At 69.7% G+C, this 15,894-nt stretch carries 15 protein-coding genes; 6 read left to right on the top strand and 9 right to left on the bottom strand.

The window, feature by feature from the left end; translation table 11 throughout:
• Positions 1 to 11: 11 nt before the first annotated feature.
• The 3 genes from Q5762_RS30670 to Q5762_RS30660 form a co-directional block, all read right to left on the bottom strand.
• Positions 12 to 683, bottom strand: coding sequence for a class I SAM-dependent methyltransferase (locus tag Q5762_RS30670; RefSeq protein WP_315895539.1), 672 nt, complete (start codon positions 681 to 683; stop codon positions 12 to 14).
• Between the two features lie 153 nt (positions 684 to 836).
• Positions 837 to 1,298 carry a hypothetical protein gene (locus tag Q5762_RS30665; protein ID WP_315895538.1) on the bottom strand — a complete coding sequence of 154 codons (462 nt, stop codon included), beginning with the start codon at positions 1,296 to 1,298 and terminating at the stop codon, positions 837 to 839.
• A 213-nt stretch (positions 1,299 to 1,511) separates the two neighbouring features.
• Positions 1,512 to 1,718: a hypothetical protein gene (locus tag Q5762_RS30660; RefSeq protein WP_315895537.1), complete on the bottom strand. Its 207-nt coding sequence runs from the start codon at positions 1,716 to 1,718 to the stop codon at positions 1,512 to 1,514.
• Between the two features lie 432 nt (positions 1,719 to 2,150).
• Between Q5762_RS30660 and Q5762_RS30655 the strand changes: the two genes are divergently transcribed.
• From Q5762_RS30655 to Q5762_RS30645, 3 genes are all read left to right on the top strand, one after another.
• Entirely contained in the window at positions 2,151 to 3,155 is a 1,005-nt protein-coding gene (locus Q5762_RS30655; protein WP_315895536.1) for an XRE family transcriptional regulator, read from the top strand.
• Between the two features lie 15 nt (positions 3,156 to 3,170).
• Positions 3,171 to 3,752 carry an HD domain-containing protein gene (locus Q5762_RS30650; protein WP_315895535.1) on the top strand — a complete coding sequence of 194 codons (582 nt, stop codon included), beginning with the start codon at positions 3,171 to 3,173 and terminating at the stop codon, positions 3,750 to 3,752.
• A 385-nt stretch (positions 3,753 to 4,137) separates the two neighbouring features.
• Positions 4,138 to 5,832 (top strand): hypothetical protein, encoded by a 1,695-nt coding sequence (locus Q5762_RS30645; RefSeq protein ID WP_315895534.1) that lies wholly within the window; start codon positions 4,138 to 4,140, stop codon positions 5,830 to 5,832.
• Here the strand turns inward: Q5762_RS30645 and Q5762_RS30640 are convergent.
• Positions 5,829 to 6,098 carry a hypothetical protein gene (locus Q5762_RS30640; RefSeq protein WP_315895533.1) on the bottom strand — a complete coding sequence of 90 codons (270 nt, stop codon included), beginning with the start codon at positions 6,096 to 6,098 and terminating at the stop codon, positions 5,829 to 5,831. The genes Q5762_RS30645 and Q5762_RS30640 overlap by 4 nt on opposite strands.
• A 261-nt stretch (positions 6,099 to 6,359) precedes the next feature.
• On the opposite strand from Q5762_RS30640, the gene Q5762_RS30635 reads away from it, so the two are divergent.
• Positions 6,360 to 7,478 (top strand): ADP-ribosylglycohydrolase family protein, encoded by a 1,119-nt coding sequence (locus tag Q5762_RS30635; RefSeq protein WP_315895532.1) that lies wholly within the window; start codon positions 6,360 to 6,362, stop codon positions 7,476 to 7,478.
• Between the two features lie 22 nt (positions 7,479 to 7,500).
• Here the strand turns inward: Q5762_RS30635 and Q5762_RS30630 are convergent, their stop codons facing one another.
• Together Q5762_RS30630 and Q5762_RS30625 are read right to left on the bottom strand one after the other, a co-directional pair.
• A complete protein-coding gene (locus tag Q5762_RS30630; RefSeq protein ID WP_315895531.1) occupies positions 7,501 to 9,054 on the bottom strand; it encodes a sodium:solute symporter family protein in 1,554 nt (517 codons plus the stop codon).
• A gap of 207 nt (positions 9,055 to 9,261) precedes the next feature.
• Positions 9,262 to 10,044: an SDR family oxidoreductase gene (locus tag Q5762_RS30625; RefSeq protein WP_315895530.1), complete on the bottom strand. Its 783-nt coding sequence runs from the start codon at positions 10,042 to 10,044 to the stop codon at positions 9,262 to 9,264.
• 82 nt (positions 10,045 to 10,126) lie between these two features.
• On the opposite strand from Q5762_RS30625, the gene Q5762_RS30620 reads away from it, so the two are divergent.
• A complete protein-coding gene (locus Q5762_RS30620) occupies positions 10,127 to 10,972 on the top strand; it encodes a hypothetical protein (RefSeq protein WP_315895529.1) in 846 nt (281 codons plus the stop codon).
• Between the two features lie 129 nt (positions 10,973 to 11,101).
• Here Q5762_RS30620 and Q5762_RS30615 read toward each other — a convergent pair whose 3' ends face one another.
• The 3 genes from Q5762_RS30615 to Q5762_RS30605 all read right to left on the bottom strand — a co-directional run bounded on the left by Q5762_RS30615 (position 11,102) and on the right by Q5762_RS30605 (position 13,406).
• Complete coding sequence (locus Q5762_RS30615) at positions 11,102 to 11,302, bottom strand: DUF397 domain-containing protein (protein WP_315895528.1); 201 nt, start codon at positions 11,300 to 11,302, stop codon at positions 11,102 to 11,104.
• Positions 11,303 to 11,555: 253 nt separating this feature from the next.
• Complete coding sequence (locus Q5762_RS30610; protein WP_315895527.1) at positions 11,556 to 12,416, bottom strand: helix-turn-helix transcriptional regulator; 861 nt, start codon at positions 12,414 to 12,416, stop codon at positions 11,556 to 11,558.
• 282 nt (positions 12,417 to 12,698) lie between these two features.
• The gene (locus Q5762_RS30605) at positions 12,699 to 13,406 is read right to left on the bottom strand and encodes a GPP34 family phosphoprotein (RefSeq protein WP_315895526.1); all 708 of its coding nucleotides are present in this window, start codon (positions 13,404 to 13,406) and stop codon (positions 12,699 to 12,701) included.
• Between the two features lie 162 nt (positions 13,407 to 13,568).
• On the opposite strand from Q5762_RS30605, the gene Q5762_RS30600 reads away from it, so the two are divergent.
• Positions 13,569 to 15,872, top strand: a complete 2,304-nt coding sequence (locus tag Q5762_RS30600) for a D-alanyl-D-alanine carboxypeptidase family protein (protein ID WP_399495305.1) — start codon at positions 13,569 to 13,571, stop codon at positions 15,870 to 15,872.
• Positions 15,873 to 15,894: the final 22 nt, after the last annotated feature.

The raw sequence follows: 15,894 nt of genomic DNA, 5'->3' as shown, positions 1-15,894 counted from the left end.
CGCACTCGTCGTCATTCCGTTCTCTGTGCCGTCACCAGCAGCGTGCCCAGCGCTCTGTCGGGAGCGGGAAGAACCTGCGCCTGGACATTGACGAGGGCGTGGCGCTTGAGGTGGTCCGTCCACTGCTCGGAGCTGTACTGCCAGCGATACACGGTGAGCTCCGTCTCGCGGCCCTCCAGCCACTTCCCGCCCATCTGCTGGGGGCCGTACTGGCCGACGATCGGTTCGCGGTGGGAGAAGGCGAAGATTCCGCCGGGGGTGAGACGCCGCGTGATACGGGGCAACAGTTCCTCGGGATCGGTGAACCAGACCGCGCCCCAGGTCGAGTAGATCGCCTCGAACTGCCGCACGTCGTGGTCGAGAAAGGAGCAGGCTTCGGAGTGGACGAATTCGAGGCTCGGCTGGTCACTCCAGAATGCGCGGGCCCGGTCGATCTGGACCGGGGAGAAGTCCACAGCGACCACCTCGACCCCGGCCCGAGCCAGGAAGGCGGCGTTCTCGCCCTCGGCCGGCCCCAGGTCCAGCGCGTTCTTCGGAGTGCCGAGGATCTCCGCGCCGGGGCCGTTGCCAAGGACGCCGGTCCAGTCGAAGCGATCGGCAACAGGCCGGCGCTGGGGGGCTTCGCCCCGATGGGGCTTGTACTTGTCCCAGTACTCGGCTGCGGTCGTAGGCGCGCTGGGCATGAGACTCCTCGGGAACGTGGTCGGTTCCGGTGCCGTGACGCTACCGGTGATACTCCCGAGGCACGGGCAAAGCCCAGAAATATACTCAAACATGAACAAAGGTGGGCCCGGGGCCGCACGTGGCGACCCCGGGCCTGTCCGATGCCGGATGGATCAGTGGCAGTTGGATCCCGGTGAGCAGGGGCCGCACTTGGCGTAGTCGGCCTCCCACAGTTTCCAGTCCACTGCGAACCCGCTGTCCGCAATAATGTGCGCGGTGCGTTCCACTGAGCCGTCGTGCTTGAACGCGATCTCCGGGATGTGCTCCAGGAACTTCCCGGCGAAGTGTTCGGCGCAGAACTCGCGGTAGTTCCTGGTGTCGAGGATGAAGACATGCACGGCGATGTCGACGATCCGGCCGCAGCACATCTCCAGGCCCTGGCCCCACTTCTCCATGGCCGTGACAAGGTAGGAGACGGCCGCGTGGAACAGGCGGGTCGCCATCACTTCGTCGAACGGGTAGTCGCGCATCAGCAGCGCGATCTCACGGTCCCACACCTCGGGCTTCACGAACTGACGCGGGTCGCGCGACTGCCCGGCGGGTGCTTCCAGCGGGGGACTGAACGTGACGGTCATGTGGTGCTCCTCTCGTTCGGTGCGGGTGGTGCTGTGGGCTGACGCCAGGAGCCTCCGGGGAAGCCCCTGGCGCCGTTCCGTCCGGCTCGACCTGTCAGGGTGGTTCCGGGCGGAAAGTCTTGGGTGTTCAGTGATCGGACGTCCCGCGACGGTCAGGGCGATGGCCAAGGGCTGCTCACGACGACGCTTACAGCAGCACGGCAAGGCAATGTGTCACCGGAGAGCCTGGACGTTGGCGACTGCCGTGGACCACTCGACGCCGCATGCGGGCCGGATGTGAGCCACCCGAACCACGCGCCCGTCGTTGTGGATCTCCTGGGTCACGGCCATCAGCTCACCCTCGCCTTGGCTCGCGATGTCGCGGACCATCTGACCGAGCAGCTCGTGTCGCTCGTACCCGGAGTGATCGACCGCGCTCATGTCTCGGTCACCTGATCGGGCTGCTCGCTGGCGTATCGGCGCATGAACTTCTCCCAACCGCCGGCGGCTCGTTTGCGTAGTTCGCGGCTCGGCGTGCCGGGCTGTGGCTCCGGTATGCCGCGTGTGCGCCCGCTGGCGCCGGGCGCCCGGAGGGGGAGTGAGGACGTGGCCATGACGGTGCTCCTCTCCGAGGCGGGCAATGGTGCGTCAACGCCTGGTACCCGTACGAGTGCTAGTTGTTTCCGCGTCTTGAACGTAGGGTCGCGATGGACGCGGTAGGACTGACTGGCAGTACGGGTTGGGGGACGGAACGCTCACGGGGAGCTGACCATGGCGGGCAGATCACCCGCACGGGGACGTGCGGGAACAGGGGCAATCTCGGGGTTCGTGCTGCGAGCGGCGCGGGAGAGCATCCCTCGCACACAAGCGGAGATGGCGGAGGTGCTGGGCGTCGACCTTGGCACCGTGCAGGGCTGGGAGTCCGGGCGCCGCCCTCTGGCACATATGAAGGCGGGGGCGTTGGTGGGCCTCCGACGTCGCTTAGCCGTGCTCGGCGCCGAACCCAATGTGGTCGGACTGCTGGACGCGGCGATGGACGCGGACCGCATCGTGGGTGCGGCGCTCGACCCGCCGGAGGTCACGGAACTGCACCCGCTGGCGTCGTGGGTGCACACGAGGGACACCGCACACATGCTTGCCTGGGCTATCGTCGGCACTCCTCCGCCCGCACTGACCGGGCGCATTCCGCCACCTCGGCGCGGCCCTGTGGCTGCGGCCCCGCTTCTGGCGGCAGGGGACCGTGCGGCGTTCTTCACGCATTTGCGAGAGACAGTCGAGGCTGCCCGACGCCCTGGAGGGGGTGCCCTCTTGCACCGCCAGGCGCTCTATCTCACCTCCTACGACCGGGGACCGGACGCGGCATCGTGGACCGCCTCCGCCTTGCACGCTCGACGGGGGGTGCTTGCGCGACGGGGATGGTCGGAGCACTGGGCGGAGGCTCGATCCACAGCAACGGCCCTGGCCCGGCTAGGTGACCCGCAGCCGCTGCTCGACTTCATCGAGCGGTCCCTTGCCGGCGACGACACCGCCGAAGCCGCGAACCTGAACTACTGGGCCTACTGGTTGGGGGCGTTGGGCGACCCGCAGGCTGACGACTTGTTCATGCGGGATCGTGAACTGTCCGGATGGGACCCGGCGGTATTGCTGCGTCGCTTCGGGCAAGGGCTGGTCATCCGGGCGCCGGGGTACTTGGACCTGTACGTGCATTCGCTGTGGGCGCTGCTGACCGCCCACCCGTGGCTGCCGCAGGCGTACCGCCCGATGGCCGCCGTGTTGGCGGAGCGTACGGGACAGCTCCTGGACGGAGGCGGCATCTCGGAAAGATCGCGGCGCGAACTCACGGACGTGCATTACGTTCTGGACGATCGGTACCACTAGACCGGAGGTCACCACATGGCAGACGAGACGGCGAACGTCCAGGGCACGGCCGGGTTCCTGTTTGAGATGGGGATCCTCAAGAACGCGAAGAGGACTGGCTGGTGGTTCACCGGCAACAACAACCCGGAGTCGATCGCCGAGCACTCTTTCCGCGTCGGCATCATCGGCTCCGTCCTGGCCATGATGGAGGGAGCCGATCCGGGGAAGGTCGCTCTCATGTGCCTCTTCCACGACACGCAGGAGACCCGGATCGGGGATATCCCGCACATCGGCCGGCGCTACATCGACGCGGTGTCGAACGAGAAGGTGACCGCGGACCAGGTCTCGGCCGCACACCCGGCGGTGAAGGCTGGGGTTCAGCGAGTCGTCGAGGAGTACGAGCAGTCCGGAAGCCCGGAGGCGATCGTCGCCAAGGACGCGGACAAGTTGGAGTGCCTGGTACAGGCGGTCGAGTACCGGGCCCAGGGCTACAGCTTGGTTCAGGACTGGATCGATACCTCCCTGGCCAGCCTCAAGACTCCGTCGGCACAGGCCCTCGCCGAGGCCGCGTTGACGATGTCGCCGTTGGAGTGGCGGAAGACCTTCCTCGGTGACTGACGACAGTGCCCCAGATGCCAGACCCGCGCCCACGCCGGACCAGCGGAACTGCTGCCCGTACTGGGAGACTAGCGGCACTCGCGGAGGGCGAGCCGCCGTCGACGACACGGGCCTTTCGGCGCCGAGGCCATGCACGTCGTGAGCAGCGGCTCGCCCTTCGCGGGGACGAGGGCCAGGCAGTCGACCTCGAACTTGCCCCAGTTGACCTTCGGCGGCTGCCCGCCGGGCTGCGGGTTGCCGACTGCTGATGCGGTTGTTGGTCGTGGTTGGCCGGGGTGTCCCTCGATGGGGTGAATGGGTCCGGTTCCTGGGATCTTGCGTGTGCGTGGAACGCATGATCGGCGGTGGCGGCTTGGTTCGATGCGACCAGGGGAGGGGGTGGCCGGTGACACGCGAGCGGGGAAGGGAGCGTGAGCTGCGGGTGATCGCTGCCCCGTTCACCGTGGCCGCCCCTTCGGGGGCGAGGATCCGGGACCGGCTGACGGGTCTGACGGCGGCGGATGTGACGGTCCTTGCGCTGGTGGGCGAGCACTTGGGCCACCACCAGCGGGCTGATCTTGCGGCACGCGTCCGGATCGGGAACGTTCCGGCGAAGCAGACCGGGCGCGCCGGGCGGAAGAAGCGCCTGACTGTCGTTTCCTCGTCGCGGTGGGCGGGGGCGATGACCCGCGTGTCGGAGGATCAGTACCAGCTGTCGATGCGCTGCCTGATCGATGAGCGGGCCGGTCTGCGACGCCGGATCCGGAAGATCGAGCAGCGGCTGGCGGCGCCGTGCGGCCACAAGCGCGGCCGGGTGCGTGGCTATGCGGACCAGGCCGAGCGCTGGCAGAAACAGCGGCGTCTGAAGAATCTTGAATCCCGGCTGGCAGTGGTGGAGCAGCAGATCGAGGTGGGGTGCCCCTCGATCGTGGTCGGCGGACGCAGGCTGGCAAAGGTCCGTCACCACCTCGCCGACGCCGGTCTCACCGAGGCCGGCTGGCGGGACCGGTGGGACGCTGCTCGGTTGTTTCTGACCGCCGACGGCGAGTCCGGTGCCCCGCACGGCAACTACACGATCACCGTCGACCCCGGCGACGGCAGTGTGTCGATCGTGCTCCCGGATCCGTTGCGGCACCTGGCGAACGCCCCGCGTGGCCGCTACAGGCTCTCGTGCACGGTCGCTTTCTCGTATCGGCGGGAGGAATGGCTGGACCGGGTGACCGCGCACCGGGCCGTGCGCTACGACGTCGTGCACGATCCGGCACGCGGCCGCTGCTACCTCGACGCGAGCTGGTCCGCAGACAAGGCCGTCCTCCCATCGCCGCAGGAGATCCGGGCGTTCGGCGAGAAACTTCTCTCGGTCGACCTCAACGCTGATCACCTGGCCGCCTGCGTCCTCGACCCGCACGGGAACCCGGTCGGCGATCCGTACACGATCCCGCTGGAGCTGACAGGTCCGGCCTCCCAGCGGGACGGTCGGCTCCGCGCGGCGATCAGCGAGCTGATTCGTATCGCCAGGAGCCACGACTGCGCGGGCGTCGCGATCGAGAACCTTGGCTTCGACGACGCCCGCACCACGGGCCGGGAGTCCATGGGCCGCGGCAAGCGAGGCAAACGCTTCCGCCGCACCGTGGCCGGCATCCCCACCGCGAAGTTCCGGGAACGTCTGCGAGGAATGGCCTACCACCGGGGCCTGGTCGTGATCGCGGTCGACCCGGCATACACCTCGATCTGGGGCGAGAGGCACTGGAAAGCCCCGGTTCAGCAACAGACCAAGACCACCGTCACCCGGCACCACGGTGCCGCTGTGGCGATCGGCAGGCGTGGCCTGGGACACAGGATCCGGCGTCGGCCAGGTGTGACCACACCCGACCAGAGGATCGGGCAGCGGAGAGCTACCGGCCAGACCGTATCCGTTCCCCGACCACGCGGGACCGCGAGCCCACCCAGGACCACAGGCACGCCGAACAGAGGCGACAAGACCTGCTGGAGCCGAGGTGACCAGCTCGCGCTGTTCCCCGACCTCGAAGACCGTTCGCGAGGTCACCGGACCACCAATCCGGCTTATAGCGATTCGACCATCACTGGCCGACGTCGCTAGGAACGGTAGCTGTGGGAGAGGCGGAAGGTGCCCCAGGAGCGGGTCGGGAGGGAGACGGGGCCGTACGTGGAGTGGGCGTCGACGCTGAAACGGACGTCCTCGTCGGCTACGGGATAGTCCATCCGCGCCGCGCCCCTGAGGGACGACCGCAGGACGGTGGCAGATTCCTCGGCGAGAGCGGGCGCGGGCGCCGCGATGGCGACGGGGGAGGCGACGGCGGCGACCAGCGCGAGTACGGCGGCGGCCCGCAGGGAGGTCTTCAGCACGGTGATGCTCCGTTTCAGGGGTCGGCTTCGGCCTCCTGAGCGTCGCCGACTCCCCTGTCCCCGGACGTCCGTCGTGGGGAGGGTCCGCCTCCGCCGCGCGGGGGAGGGCCACGTCCCGGTGAACTGTGGTCGAAGATGGACAGAAAGGCGTCCGATCGCAAAACGTTCTCCCTCGCGAACGAGCGAACTTGGTCGATTACAGTGCTCCGAGCAGTTGCTGCGAGACCTGTGCGCCGAGGGCTTTCCGGGGGAGGGCACGTCGTGACCACCAGCGCTGCGGCCGTGTGGGGCCGCGCCGAACAGCAGGACTTCCGGGCCCGGGTCCGGGGCTGCCTCCTCGGCGGCGCGGTGGGCGACGCGTTCGGCGCGGGCGTCGCGACCCTCCCCCTCGACGGGATCCGGGCGGCGCACGGACCGGAGGGCCTCAGCGAGCCGGTCCCCGCCCACGGCAGGCGCGGCGCGGTCACCGCCGCCACGCAGATGACCCTCTTCACCGTCGACGGCCTGATCCGCGCCCAGGTCCGCCGCGACACCGGAGCCTGGCACCCGCCCACCGACGTGCACCGCGCCCATCTGCGCTGGGCGGCCACCCAGCGCGACTGGGGCCCCGACGAACGCCGCAAGGACAACGGCTGGCTCGCCCGCGAGGAGTGGCTCTACGCCCGCCGCGACCCGGCCCGCGCCTGCCTCACCGGCCTCGGCGACGAGATCCTCGGCACCCTCGACAAGCCCAAGAACCCGCACGCGACCGATTCCGGCGCGCTGGTCCGCTCGGCGCCCTTCGGGCTGCTCGTCGGCTGGGAGCCGCAGCTCGTCTGCCAGCTGGCCGTGGAGTGCGCCGCGCAGACCCACGGCGACCCGGCCGCCTACCTCGCCGCCGGCGCGCTCGCCGTCGTCGTGCACGGCCTCGCCCGCGGCGAGAGCGTGGACGGCTCGGTCCAGCGGGCCCTGGCCCAGCTCACCCAGCGCCCCGGCCACGAGCCCGTCACCGACGCGCTCCAGCGTGCCCTCGGAGCCGTACGCCAGGGGATGCCGAGCGCGGTACGGGTCACCGACCTCGGCGCGGACGAGGACCGCGCGGAGGGGCAGCTCGCCGCCGCCGTCTACTGCGCCCTCGTCGGCGAGGACTTCCGCCACGGCCTGCGCCTCGCCGTCAACCACGACGGCCCGTCGGCGGCGACGGGGGCCGTCACGGGCGCGCTGCTCGGCGCCCTGCACGGCGAAACGGCCCTCCCGCCGGCCTGGCTGGCCGAACTGGAGGGCCGTTCCACGGTCCTTGAGCTCGCGGACGACTTCGCGATGGAGATGACCCAGGGTGCCGCCCTGCACAGCCCCGCGGAGTCGCACCCGGGCTGGCTGGCCCGCTACCCGAGGGGCTGAGGGGCTCGCGTGGGGCCGGCGGTCACGACGTCGGCTGCGCGGCCGGCTCGCCCGACGCCTGCGGCGGGACGGCGGCGCCGCCGTCCTCGTCCCCGTCCGGGTCCTGGTTGATCTTGGCCAGGATCGCGTCGCGCTCCGGGGTGTCCTCCGGCCTGATGAAGCCGATCAGGATGTAGAGGACGAGGGACGTGGTGAGCGGCGAGACGATCTGGATCTGGAGCTCGATGCCGTCCAGGCCGTAGTTGGTCAGCCAGAAGACGAACAGACCCGCCGCCCAGGAGACCAGCGCCGCCGTCGGCCCGGACTTCCGGAAGGTCTTCAGCAGACCCAGCATGAACGGGATCGCGATCGGGCCCATCAGGCCCGCCACCCACTTGATGACGACGGTGATGATGTCCTTGAACGTGGGCGAGTTGACCTGCGTCGCGACCGCCATCGACAGCGCGAGGAAGGCGATCGTCGACCAGCGCGCCGCGAGCAGTCCGGCCTGCTGCGTCCAGCTCCGCGCCGCCTTGCTCATGACCGGCGCGATGTCCCGGGTGAAGACCGCCGCGATGGCGTTCGCGTCGGAGGAGCACATGGCCATCGTGTGCGAGAAGAAACCGACGATGACCAGGCCGAGGAGGCCGTGCGGCAGCAGCTGCTCGGTCATCAGGGCGTAACTGTCGGACGCGTCGGGCTTGTTCGGCGTCACGAGCAGCGGCGCGACCCACATCGGGAAGAAGAGGACCAGCGGCCAGACGAACCACAGGGCGGCGGAGAGCCGGCCGGAGCGGGTCGCCTCACGGGCGTTGGGCGTCGCCATGTAGCGCTGCGCCTGGTTCCACATGCCGCCGCTGTACTCGAAGGTCTTGATGAAGAGATAGGCGAGCAGGAAGGTCATCGTGTACGGGCCGGCCGTCGGCGCGGTGTGGCCCTGGAGCTCGGGCCGGTCCCACACCTCCCACAGCGCGCTGAAGCCGCCGAGCTCGGAGAGGACGGCGATGAGCATCGCGATGCCGGCGAAGAACTGGATGATGAACTGGCCGAGCTCGGTGAGCGCGTCGGCCCACAGGCCGCCGACCGTGCAGTAGATGCCGGTGATGACACCGGTGATGAGGATGCCCTGGTTGAGGGAGATCCCGGTGAACACGGAGAGCAGGGTGGCGATGGCGGCCCACTTGGCGCCCACGTCGACGATCTTCAGCAGCACGCCCGACCAGGCGAGCGCCTGCTGCGTGGGGAGGTTGTACCGGTTCTTCAGGTACTCCAGCGGGGAGGCCACATGGAGTCTCGAACGGAGCCGGTTGAGCCGGGGCGCGAAGAGGTGCGCGCCGATCGCGATGCCGATCGCGATGGGGAAGGACCACGTGACGTAGGAAGTGACGCCGTAGGTGTACGCGATGCCCGCGTACCCGGTGAACATCACCGCGCTGTAGCCGGACATGTGGTGCGAGATGCCCGAGAGCCACCACGGCATCTTGCCGCCGGCCGTGAAGAAGTCGGAGACGTTGTCCACGCGCTTGTGGGACCAGACTCCGATCGCGACCATGACGCCGAAATAGCCGATGAGCACGGCCCAGTCGAGACTGTTCATTGAGCCCCCTCCAGGGGTCCGGTCCGCCTTGTGAACGCCGTTCATGTTGTGGGGAGTTGCGGGCCTACGACAACGCGCGGGCTGGTCAAGAGAAAGTAAAATCGTTCTTCTTGCTGACTTGCGTTCACATCCCTGAATCCAGATGGGGTCAAAAAGGGCCGCACGGTACGCCCTCGCGTACGGTGCGGCCCATGGGGGCTCTGCCGGCTACCGCATCAGCTCGCCCGCGTTGACGAGCAGCGACTGGCCCGTGATCGCCCGGGCCCGGTCGGAGGCGAGGAAGGCGGCCGCCTCCGCCACGTCCCCGTCGGTCGCGAGCTCGGGCAGCGCCATCCGCTCGGTGAGCCGCCCGAGTACCTCGTCCTCCGGCACGCTCTCGGTGTGCGCCGTGAACCGTACGTACGCCTGGACCGGCGGGCCCCACATCCACCCCGGCAGCACGGTGTTGACCCGGATCCGGTGCGGACCGAGCTCGCGGGCCATCGAGTACATCGCCGAGGTCAGCGCCCCCTTCGAGGCCGCGTACGCCGCCTGCTGGACCTGCGAGGGCGCGGCCACCGCCGACTGCGTACCGATGAGGACGACCGAGCCGCCGCGCTCCTTCAGTGCCGGCAGGCAGGCCCGCGTCATCCGCAGGGTGCCGAGCAGATTGACGTCCAGGACGCCCTGCCAGGTGGCGAAGTCGGCGTCCTCGATCCCGCCGAAGTAGCTGTCCCAGGCGGCGACATGGACGACCGCGTCGATCCCGCCGAACCGCTCGACCGCGAGCGCCGCGAGGGCCTCGCACTGCGCCTCGTCGGTGATGTCGGTGGCGCGGAGGGCGGTGTGGTGGCCGTCGGGGTCGATCTCGGCCGCCGACTTGGCGAGGTTGGCCTCGGTACGCGCGCCGAGGACCGCGTTGCCCCCGTCGCGCACGACCGTCTCGGCGACCCGGTGCCCGAGCCCGGCCCCGACGCCCGAAACGACCACGGTCTTTCCCTGGACCAGCATCCGGGTGCCTCCCGACTCTGGCGGTGGACCTGACGACCCGTCAGAGTAGGAGCCTCCGGAGGACAAGGGAAGGGGTACGGGCATGAACGAAGAGGCCGACACCTACGCGGAGTTGGCGGCGGTCGGGCCGTACGGAGTAAGCCCTGGCCACGCGCTGATCACGATGGTGGAGCCGCACCCGGGCCACGAGTACGCCTACAACCGCTGGTACGAGGACGACCACTACTACGCGGGCGCGATGGCGATGCCCTGGATGTACGCGGGCCGCCGCTGGGTCGCCACCCGGGCGCTCCAGGAGCTGCGCGGCCCGGAGAAGTCGGCCGTCGCCCAGCCCGTCACGGCCGGCTGCTACCTCTCCACGTACTGGGTAACCGACGGCCGCTACGACGAGCACATGAAGTGGACCGTCGCCATCAACAAGCGGCTGAACCGCGACGCCCGCGTCTACCGCGACCGTACGCACGTCTTCACGTCGTTCCAGGACCACGAGGCGACCGTCTACCGGGACGGGGCGGCCGGCCCGCGCGACTTCCACGCCCTGGACCACCCGTACCAGGGCCTGATCCTCCAAGTGATCGACGCGGAGGTCCCGGAGGCCCGGGCGGAGCTGCTCGAACGGCTGGTCGCGAGCGAACTGCCGAGGCGGCTCGCGGGCTCACCGGCCGCGATGGTCACGGTCTTCCGCCCGACACCGCTGCCGGGGGACCGGATGACGTACGTGAAGCAGGTCGAGGGGGTCGACACCCGGCTGACCCTGCTGTGGTTCCTGGAGCGCGACCCGCGCGCCTGCTGGGCGGAGCACTTCGCCGACCTGGCGACGGTGGGGGCGGTGGGGACGGCCGGCGGGGAGGCGGGCCGGGTGGAGCTGGTGGCGCCCTTCATCCCGACGGTGCCGGGCACGGACCGGTACGTGGACGAGCTGCGCTGAGGGACGGCTTGGGCGGCGGGGCGGCGGGGCGGCGGGGCGCCGGGGCGCCGGGGAAAAGGCCGAGCCCCCTCGGCCAGGACGGCGGACCGGTCGAGAGGGCTCTTTGCGTAATGCCGTGCATGTCTCGGCTCAGAGAGCCTCGTTGCTCACTTCGCCGACGAAGGCGTTCCACGACGCCGAGCCGAAAGCGATGGACGGACCCTCGGGGGCCTTGGAGTCCCGGACCGCGATCGCCGCGAGGGCGGGCGACTTGACCTCGACGCACGCGCCGTTGCCACCCGAGTAGGAGGACTTCGTCCAGTTGTCCGTGGCGCCCTGAATAATGGCCATGTTCTTCACTCCGGTTCTGCGAGTAGTGTGCGCGCCAACCTTCATGCTGGCGTGATCGACGCTACTCGCCGGTCCCGGTGCGTGGGGGCGGCGTTCACCCGACCGGATGGCATATTCCAACTGAGCTTCCATCAGGGCCGGTCGGCGGTGTACCGTACCGTCCTCTTCTCCGGGGGCCCCGCCGAATGGCCGCTTTCACCCCCGAATCGGAGAATTGGGATCTGCCTGGGATCGGCCCGGGATGTGTCTCGGATCAGCCGGCCGCGTAGGACTTGGCGATGTCCGAAATGAACTCCCTGGTCTGCTCGACATTCAGCGCCTGCGCCCGCAGATGTTCGTACATGACGCTGTACTTGGCGACATCCTGAGCCTTCTCCAGATACAGGTCGCTGGTGACGCCCTCGATGTACACGACACTCGAGTCGGACGTGTCCGGGAATTCCAGGATCGCGTAATGCCCGCTGATGCCGGGGTGCGCGCCCATCTCGAACGGCAGCACCTGGACGGTGACGTGCGGCAGGTGCGACTGCTCGACCAGATGCTCCAACTGCTGGATCATCAGCTGCCTGTTGCCGACGATCCGGCGCAGCGCGCCCTCGTCGATGACCGCCCAGAGCCGCAGCGGACGCTCCTCGTCCTTGATGCGGTCCTGGCGCCGGGTGCGGACGGTGACCCGCTTGTCGATGTCCGTCGGGGTCGACTCGGGCAGCGCGCCGCTGATCACGGCCTCCGCGTAGCCATGGGTCTGCAGCAGGCCGGGGATGATCTGGGGCTCGTACACCCGCAGGCTCTCCGCGTCCGTCTCCAGGCCGATGTAGACGCTGTACGGGATGTCGCCGAAGGCGTGCCACCAGCCCTGCTGGCGCGAGTCCTTGGCCATTTGCATGAGCGACTCGACGACGCGCTCGTCCTCTACCTCGTACACGCCGCACAGATCACGGACGTCACGCTGGCTGATGGAACGGCGACCGTTCTCCAGGCGGCTGATCTTGGACTGCGACACCAGAAGACGCTCGGCCACCTGCTCGGCCGTCATGTTCTTCTGCTCCCGGAGCCGGCGCAACTCCTGGCCCAATCGGCGTCGCCTGACGGTGGGATTGACGTTGGACGCCACGGAAACTGCACCTCCGGCTGTCTGCTGCGTAGCTGTGAGTATCTACTGCTTGGCAGACTGCCACCAAAGGTGTGGTGTGCGCTGGGAAATGACGACAACGTGCGCGGGCGCATGTGTGCGGGCGCATGTGGTTGGGGCGCACGTGTGGGGGCCCCGTGTTGTGGGCGCACGTGTGTGGGGCGGTCGCGACGACCGCCCCACACACGACTGTGCGGCTCCCGGAACGGGTTGTGTGGTGCGTAGGTGCTGCGTCCTGCGTGCTGCGGTTGGTGCGTGCGGTGCTCAGCCCGCGGCGCGGGCCATGCTGCCGCGACGCGGCTGCTGCGGCACGCCACCGGCGCCCGGCGCACTACGGCGTGGCTGGGCGGCCACACCGTTCTGGACGTCCATCACGGCGTGCGCCACGAGTCCGCCCATGGGGTCGTGCCGGATCAGGTCGCGCAGCCGGGACCGCGACGACCGTCCTTCGTTCCCCGGGTACAGGTGCTTGCCGAGACCGACCGCGTGGGCCAGCGCGGCGAGCGCCGCGGTCCGCGGGTCCGGCGGTACGCCGGTGCGGATCGCACTGTCCAGCCGGGCCCTGATGTCCCGGCTGATCGCTGTCTCCGTCGCCTGGTAGCGAATCGTCGGCAGCACCCCGCACATCTGGCCCTCCACGGCATGCACCATGCCGCAGCGCTCCAGATGAGCGAGATAGATCTGGCGCAGCCCCAGTCGGGGCCCGCCGATCCAGTGGACGGCCCGAACCGGGCTGCCACGACGGCGCAGCAGCTCCAGTGCGGAGTCCAGTGTCGGATCTCCGGTCGGCCGTGGCATCACCACGGCGATACGATCCCCGTCAGGGGCTATCCGTCCTGCCAGAGCCAGCTCCACTAGCTGAGCTCCGGCGAGGCCGAGGTCGAGCGACTGCGGCTGCGCTGTGGTACCCGTGGCCGGGTCCAGAGCGAGCAGCAGAAGCTCCTCCGGAATTGTTCTGCGGCTCCTGCCCATCCATGCCTCCCCGCGTGGATGAGTCACAGGGTGACCCCTCTCACATTCATCTGTCGAGAGCGCCTGGGTGCTTCGTACGGGAACCAGTAGGTATGTCGTTCTCGTCTAGCACGGGGGCCAAGGGGTTCACACAGGACACTGGTGCACGGTTCGGACGTACGCATGACCCATGGAGGAGGCACGGTGGCGGGCGAGTCCCCCGACAAGGCGGAGCAGCAGGAGTCCTCGAAGGAGTCGACTCCAGGCGGCGGCGGCCGGGATCCCCGGCTGTCGGTACTCGCCGAGCCCGCGTCGTCGCCGGTCCAGGTCGACCAGCCGACGGCGGTCTTCAAGACCCTGTCCCCGCGGACCCCGGAGGACGACGCTCCGTCGGAGCCGTCGGAGCCGTCGGAGCCGTCGGGCTCGGCGGGGGAGGGTGACCGCCTGAGGGCGGCGGTGGCGGCGTGGGTCGCCTCCGGCGACGAGGAGGCCGCGGAGCCGTCCGAGGCGGCCGCTGAGGCGTCAGAGGCGTCTGACGCCGAGGACGAGCCGTCGGACGCGGACGCGGACGCGGACGCGGACGAAGACGAGGGCGAGCCTGACGCCGACGCCCCGGAGGCGTCCGACGAGGACACCGCCGAGGCCGAGGTCGATGCTGAGCCCGAGCCGGCCGGCGAGTCGTGGTTCGCCGGGCGGAAGCCCGCCGCGGAGAAGGACGAGGCGGCCGAGGAGCAGGAAGAAGCCGCCGACCCGGCTGACGCCACCGACCCGGCTGACGCCGCCGACCCGGCTGACGCCGCCGACCCGGCTGACGCCGCCGACCCGGCTGACGCCACCGACCCGGCTGACGCCACCGACGACGACACTGCTGACGCCCCCGACGACTCCGCTGACACTGCCGACGCGGTCGATCAGCCCACCGCCGTGTTCAAGGCCGTCAAGCCCCCCGTCGTGGACCAGCCGACGACCGCGCTCAAGATGCCGCCGCTGCCCACCGACTCCGAGCGCACGAGCCAGTTCGTGCCGCTGCGCCGGGACGTCCCCGGGGCGAAGGCCCCCGAGGCCAACCCGGCCCCCAAGGCACCCGTAGCGCCCACGCCTGCCACCCCCGCCGCACCCGCCAAGCCCGCCGCCACCACCCCCGTACCCCCGCCCCCCTCGCTCACCGAGGCCGAGCGGACCAAGCAGCAGCCGATGCCGCCGCTGCCCCCGCTCGACCTGCTCGCCGAGCTGACCAACACCCCGCCCCCGAGGCCGACGCCCCTGCGGACGACGCTCAGACGGGTGCGGATCTGGACGCCGCTGGTCGTCCTGCTGCTGATCATCTTTGCGGTCGTACAGTTCGTACGGCCGCTTCCGGCACCCACCCTCTCCCTCTCCGCCGCGCCCACCTTCACCTTCGAGGGCGGCGAGCTGCAGATGCCGTGGCCGACCGAGGGCCAGGGCGCCGCCGAGGTCGAGGGCGTCGGCTCGCTCGGGACGTACGGGGCGCAGAAGCCCGCCCCGCTGGCGAGCGTGGCGAAGACGATGACGGCGTACGTGATCTTCCGGGACCACACGATCAAGGGCGCCGAGACCGGGCCCGAGATCACCATCGACAAGAAGGCCGCCGACGAGGCCGGCGCCGAGTTCGAGTCGACGGCGAAGGTCAAGGAGGGGCAGACGTACACGCAGAAGGAGCTGCTCCAGCTCCTGATGATCCCGTCGGCGAACAACGTGGCGCGGCTGCTCGCCCGCTGGGACGCCGGTTCGGAGGCCGCGTTCGTCGAGAAGATGAACGCCGCCGCCAAGGACCTCGGGATGACGGACTCGACGTACACGGACCCGTCCGGTCTGGAGTCGACCACCGTCTCGACCCCGCTCGACCAGCTGAAGCTGGCGAAGGCGGTCATGCAGTACGACGTGTTCCGGGAGATCGTGAACATGCCGAACCTGACCGTCGACGGCATCCCGGGCAAGGTCGAGAACAACAACAACATCGTCCTCAAGCCGGGCGTCTCGGGCATCAAGACCGGCTCGTCCACCCCGGCCGGCGGCAATCTGCTCTGGTCGGCGAACACCGTGATCGACGGCAAGGAGCGCCGGATCCTCGGCATCGTCATGGGGGCGAAGGACGCCGCCGTGCTGCACGAGAAGCTCCAGCTGTCGATCGACTACAGCCTCAAGCTGATCCAGCAGGCCCAGAGGGACGTGACCTCAGCCGCCGTGGTCCGGAAGGGCCAGGTCGTCGGCTACATCGACGACGGTCTCGGCGGTCGTACGCCCGTGGTCGCGGACAAGGAGCTCAAGGCCGTCGGCTGGCCGGGCCTGAAGGTCGACCTGGCGCTGACCGACGGCGGCAAGGCGGTCCCGAACACCGGCAAGGCGGGCGACGTCGTCGGCCAGGTGTCGATCGGTACGGGTACGGGCAAGGTCAGCGCCCCGGTCTCGCTGCAGACGGACCTGGTGGAGCCCGGCTTCGACAAGAAGCTGACCCGTCTGGGCTGACGTGTCAGGGCGTCCCTCCGGT

Origin of the sequence: Streptomyces sp. P9(2023) (assembly GCF_032436795.1) — a bacterium.
GTDB lineage: Bacteria > Actinomycetota > Actinomycetes > Streptomycetales > Streptomycetaceae > Streptomyces.
The sequence above is the reverse complement of the archived record's forward strand: the minus strand, read 5'-3'. Positions and strand labels throughout refer to the sequence as shown.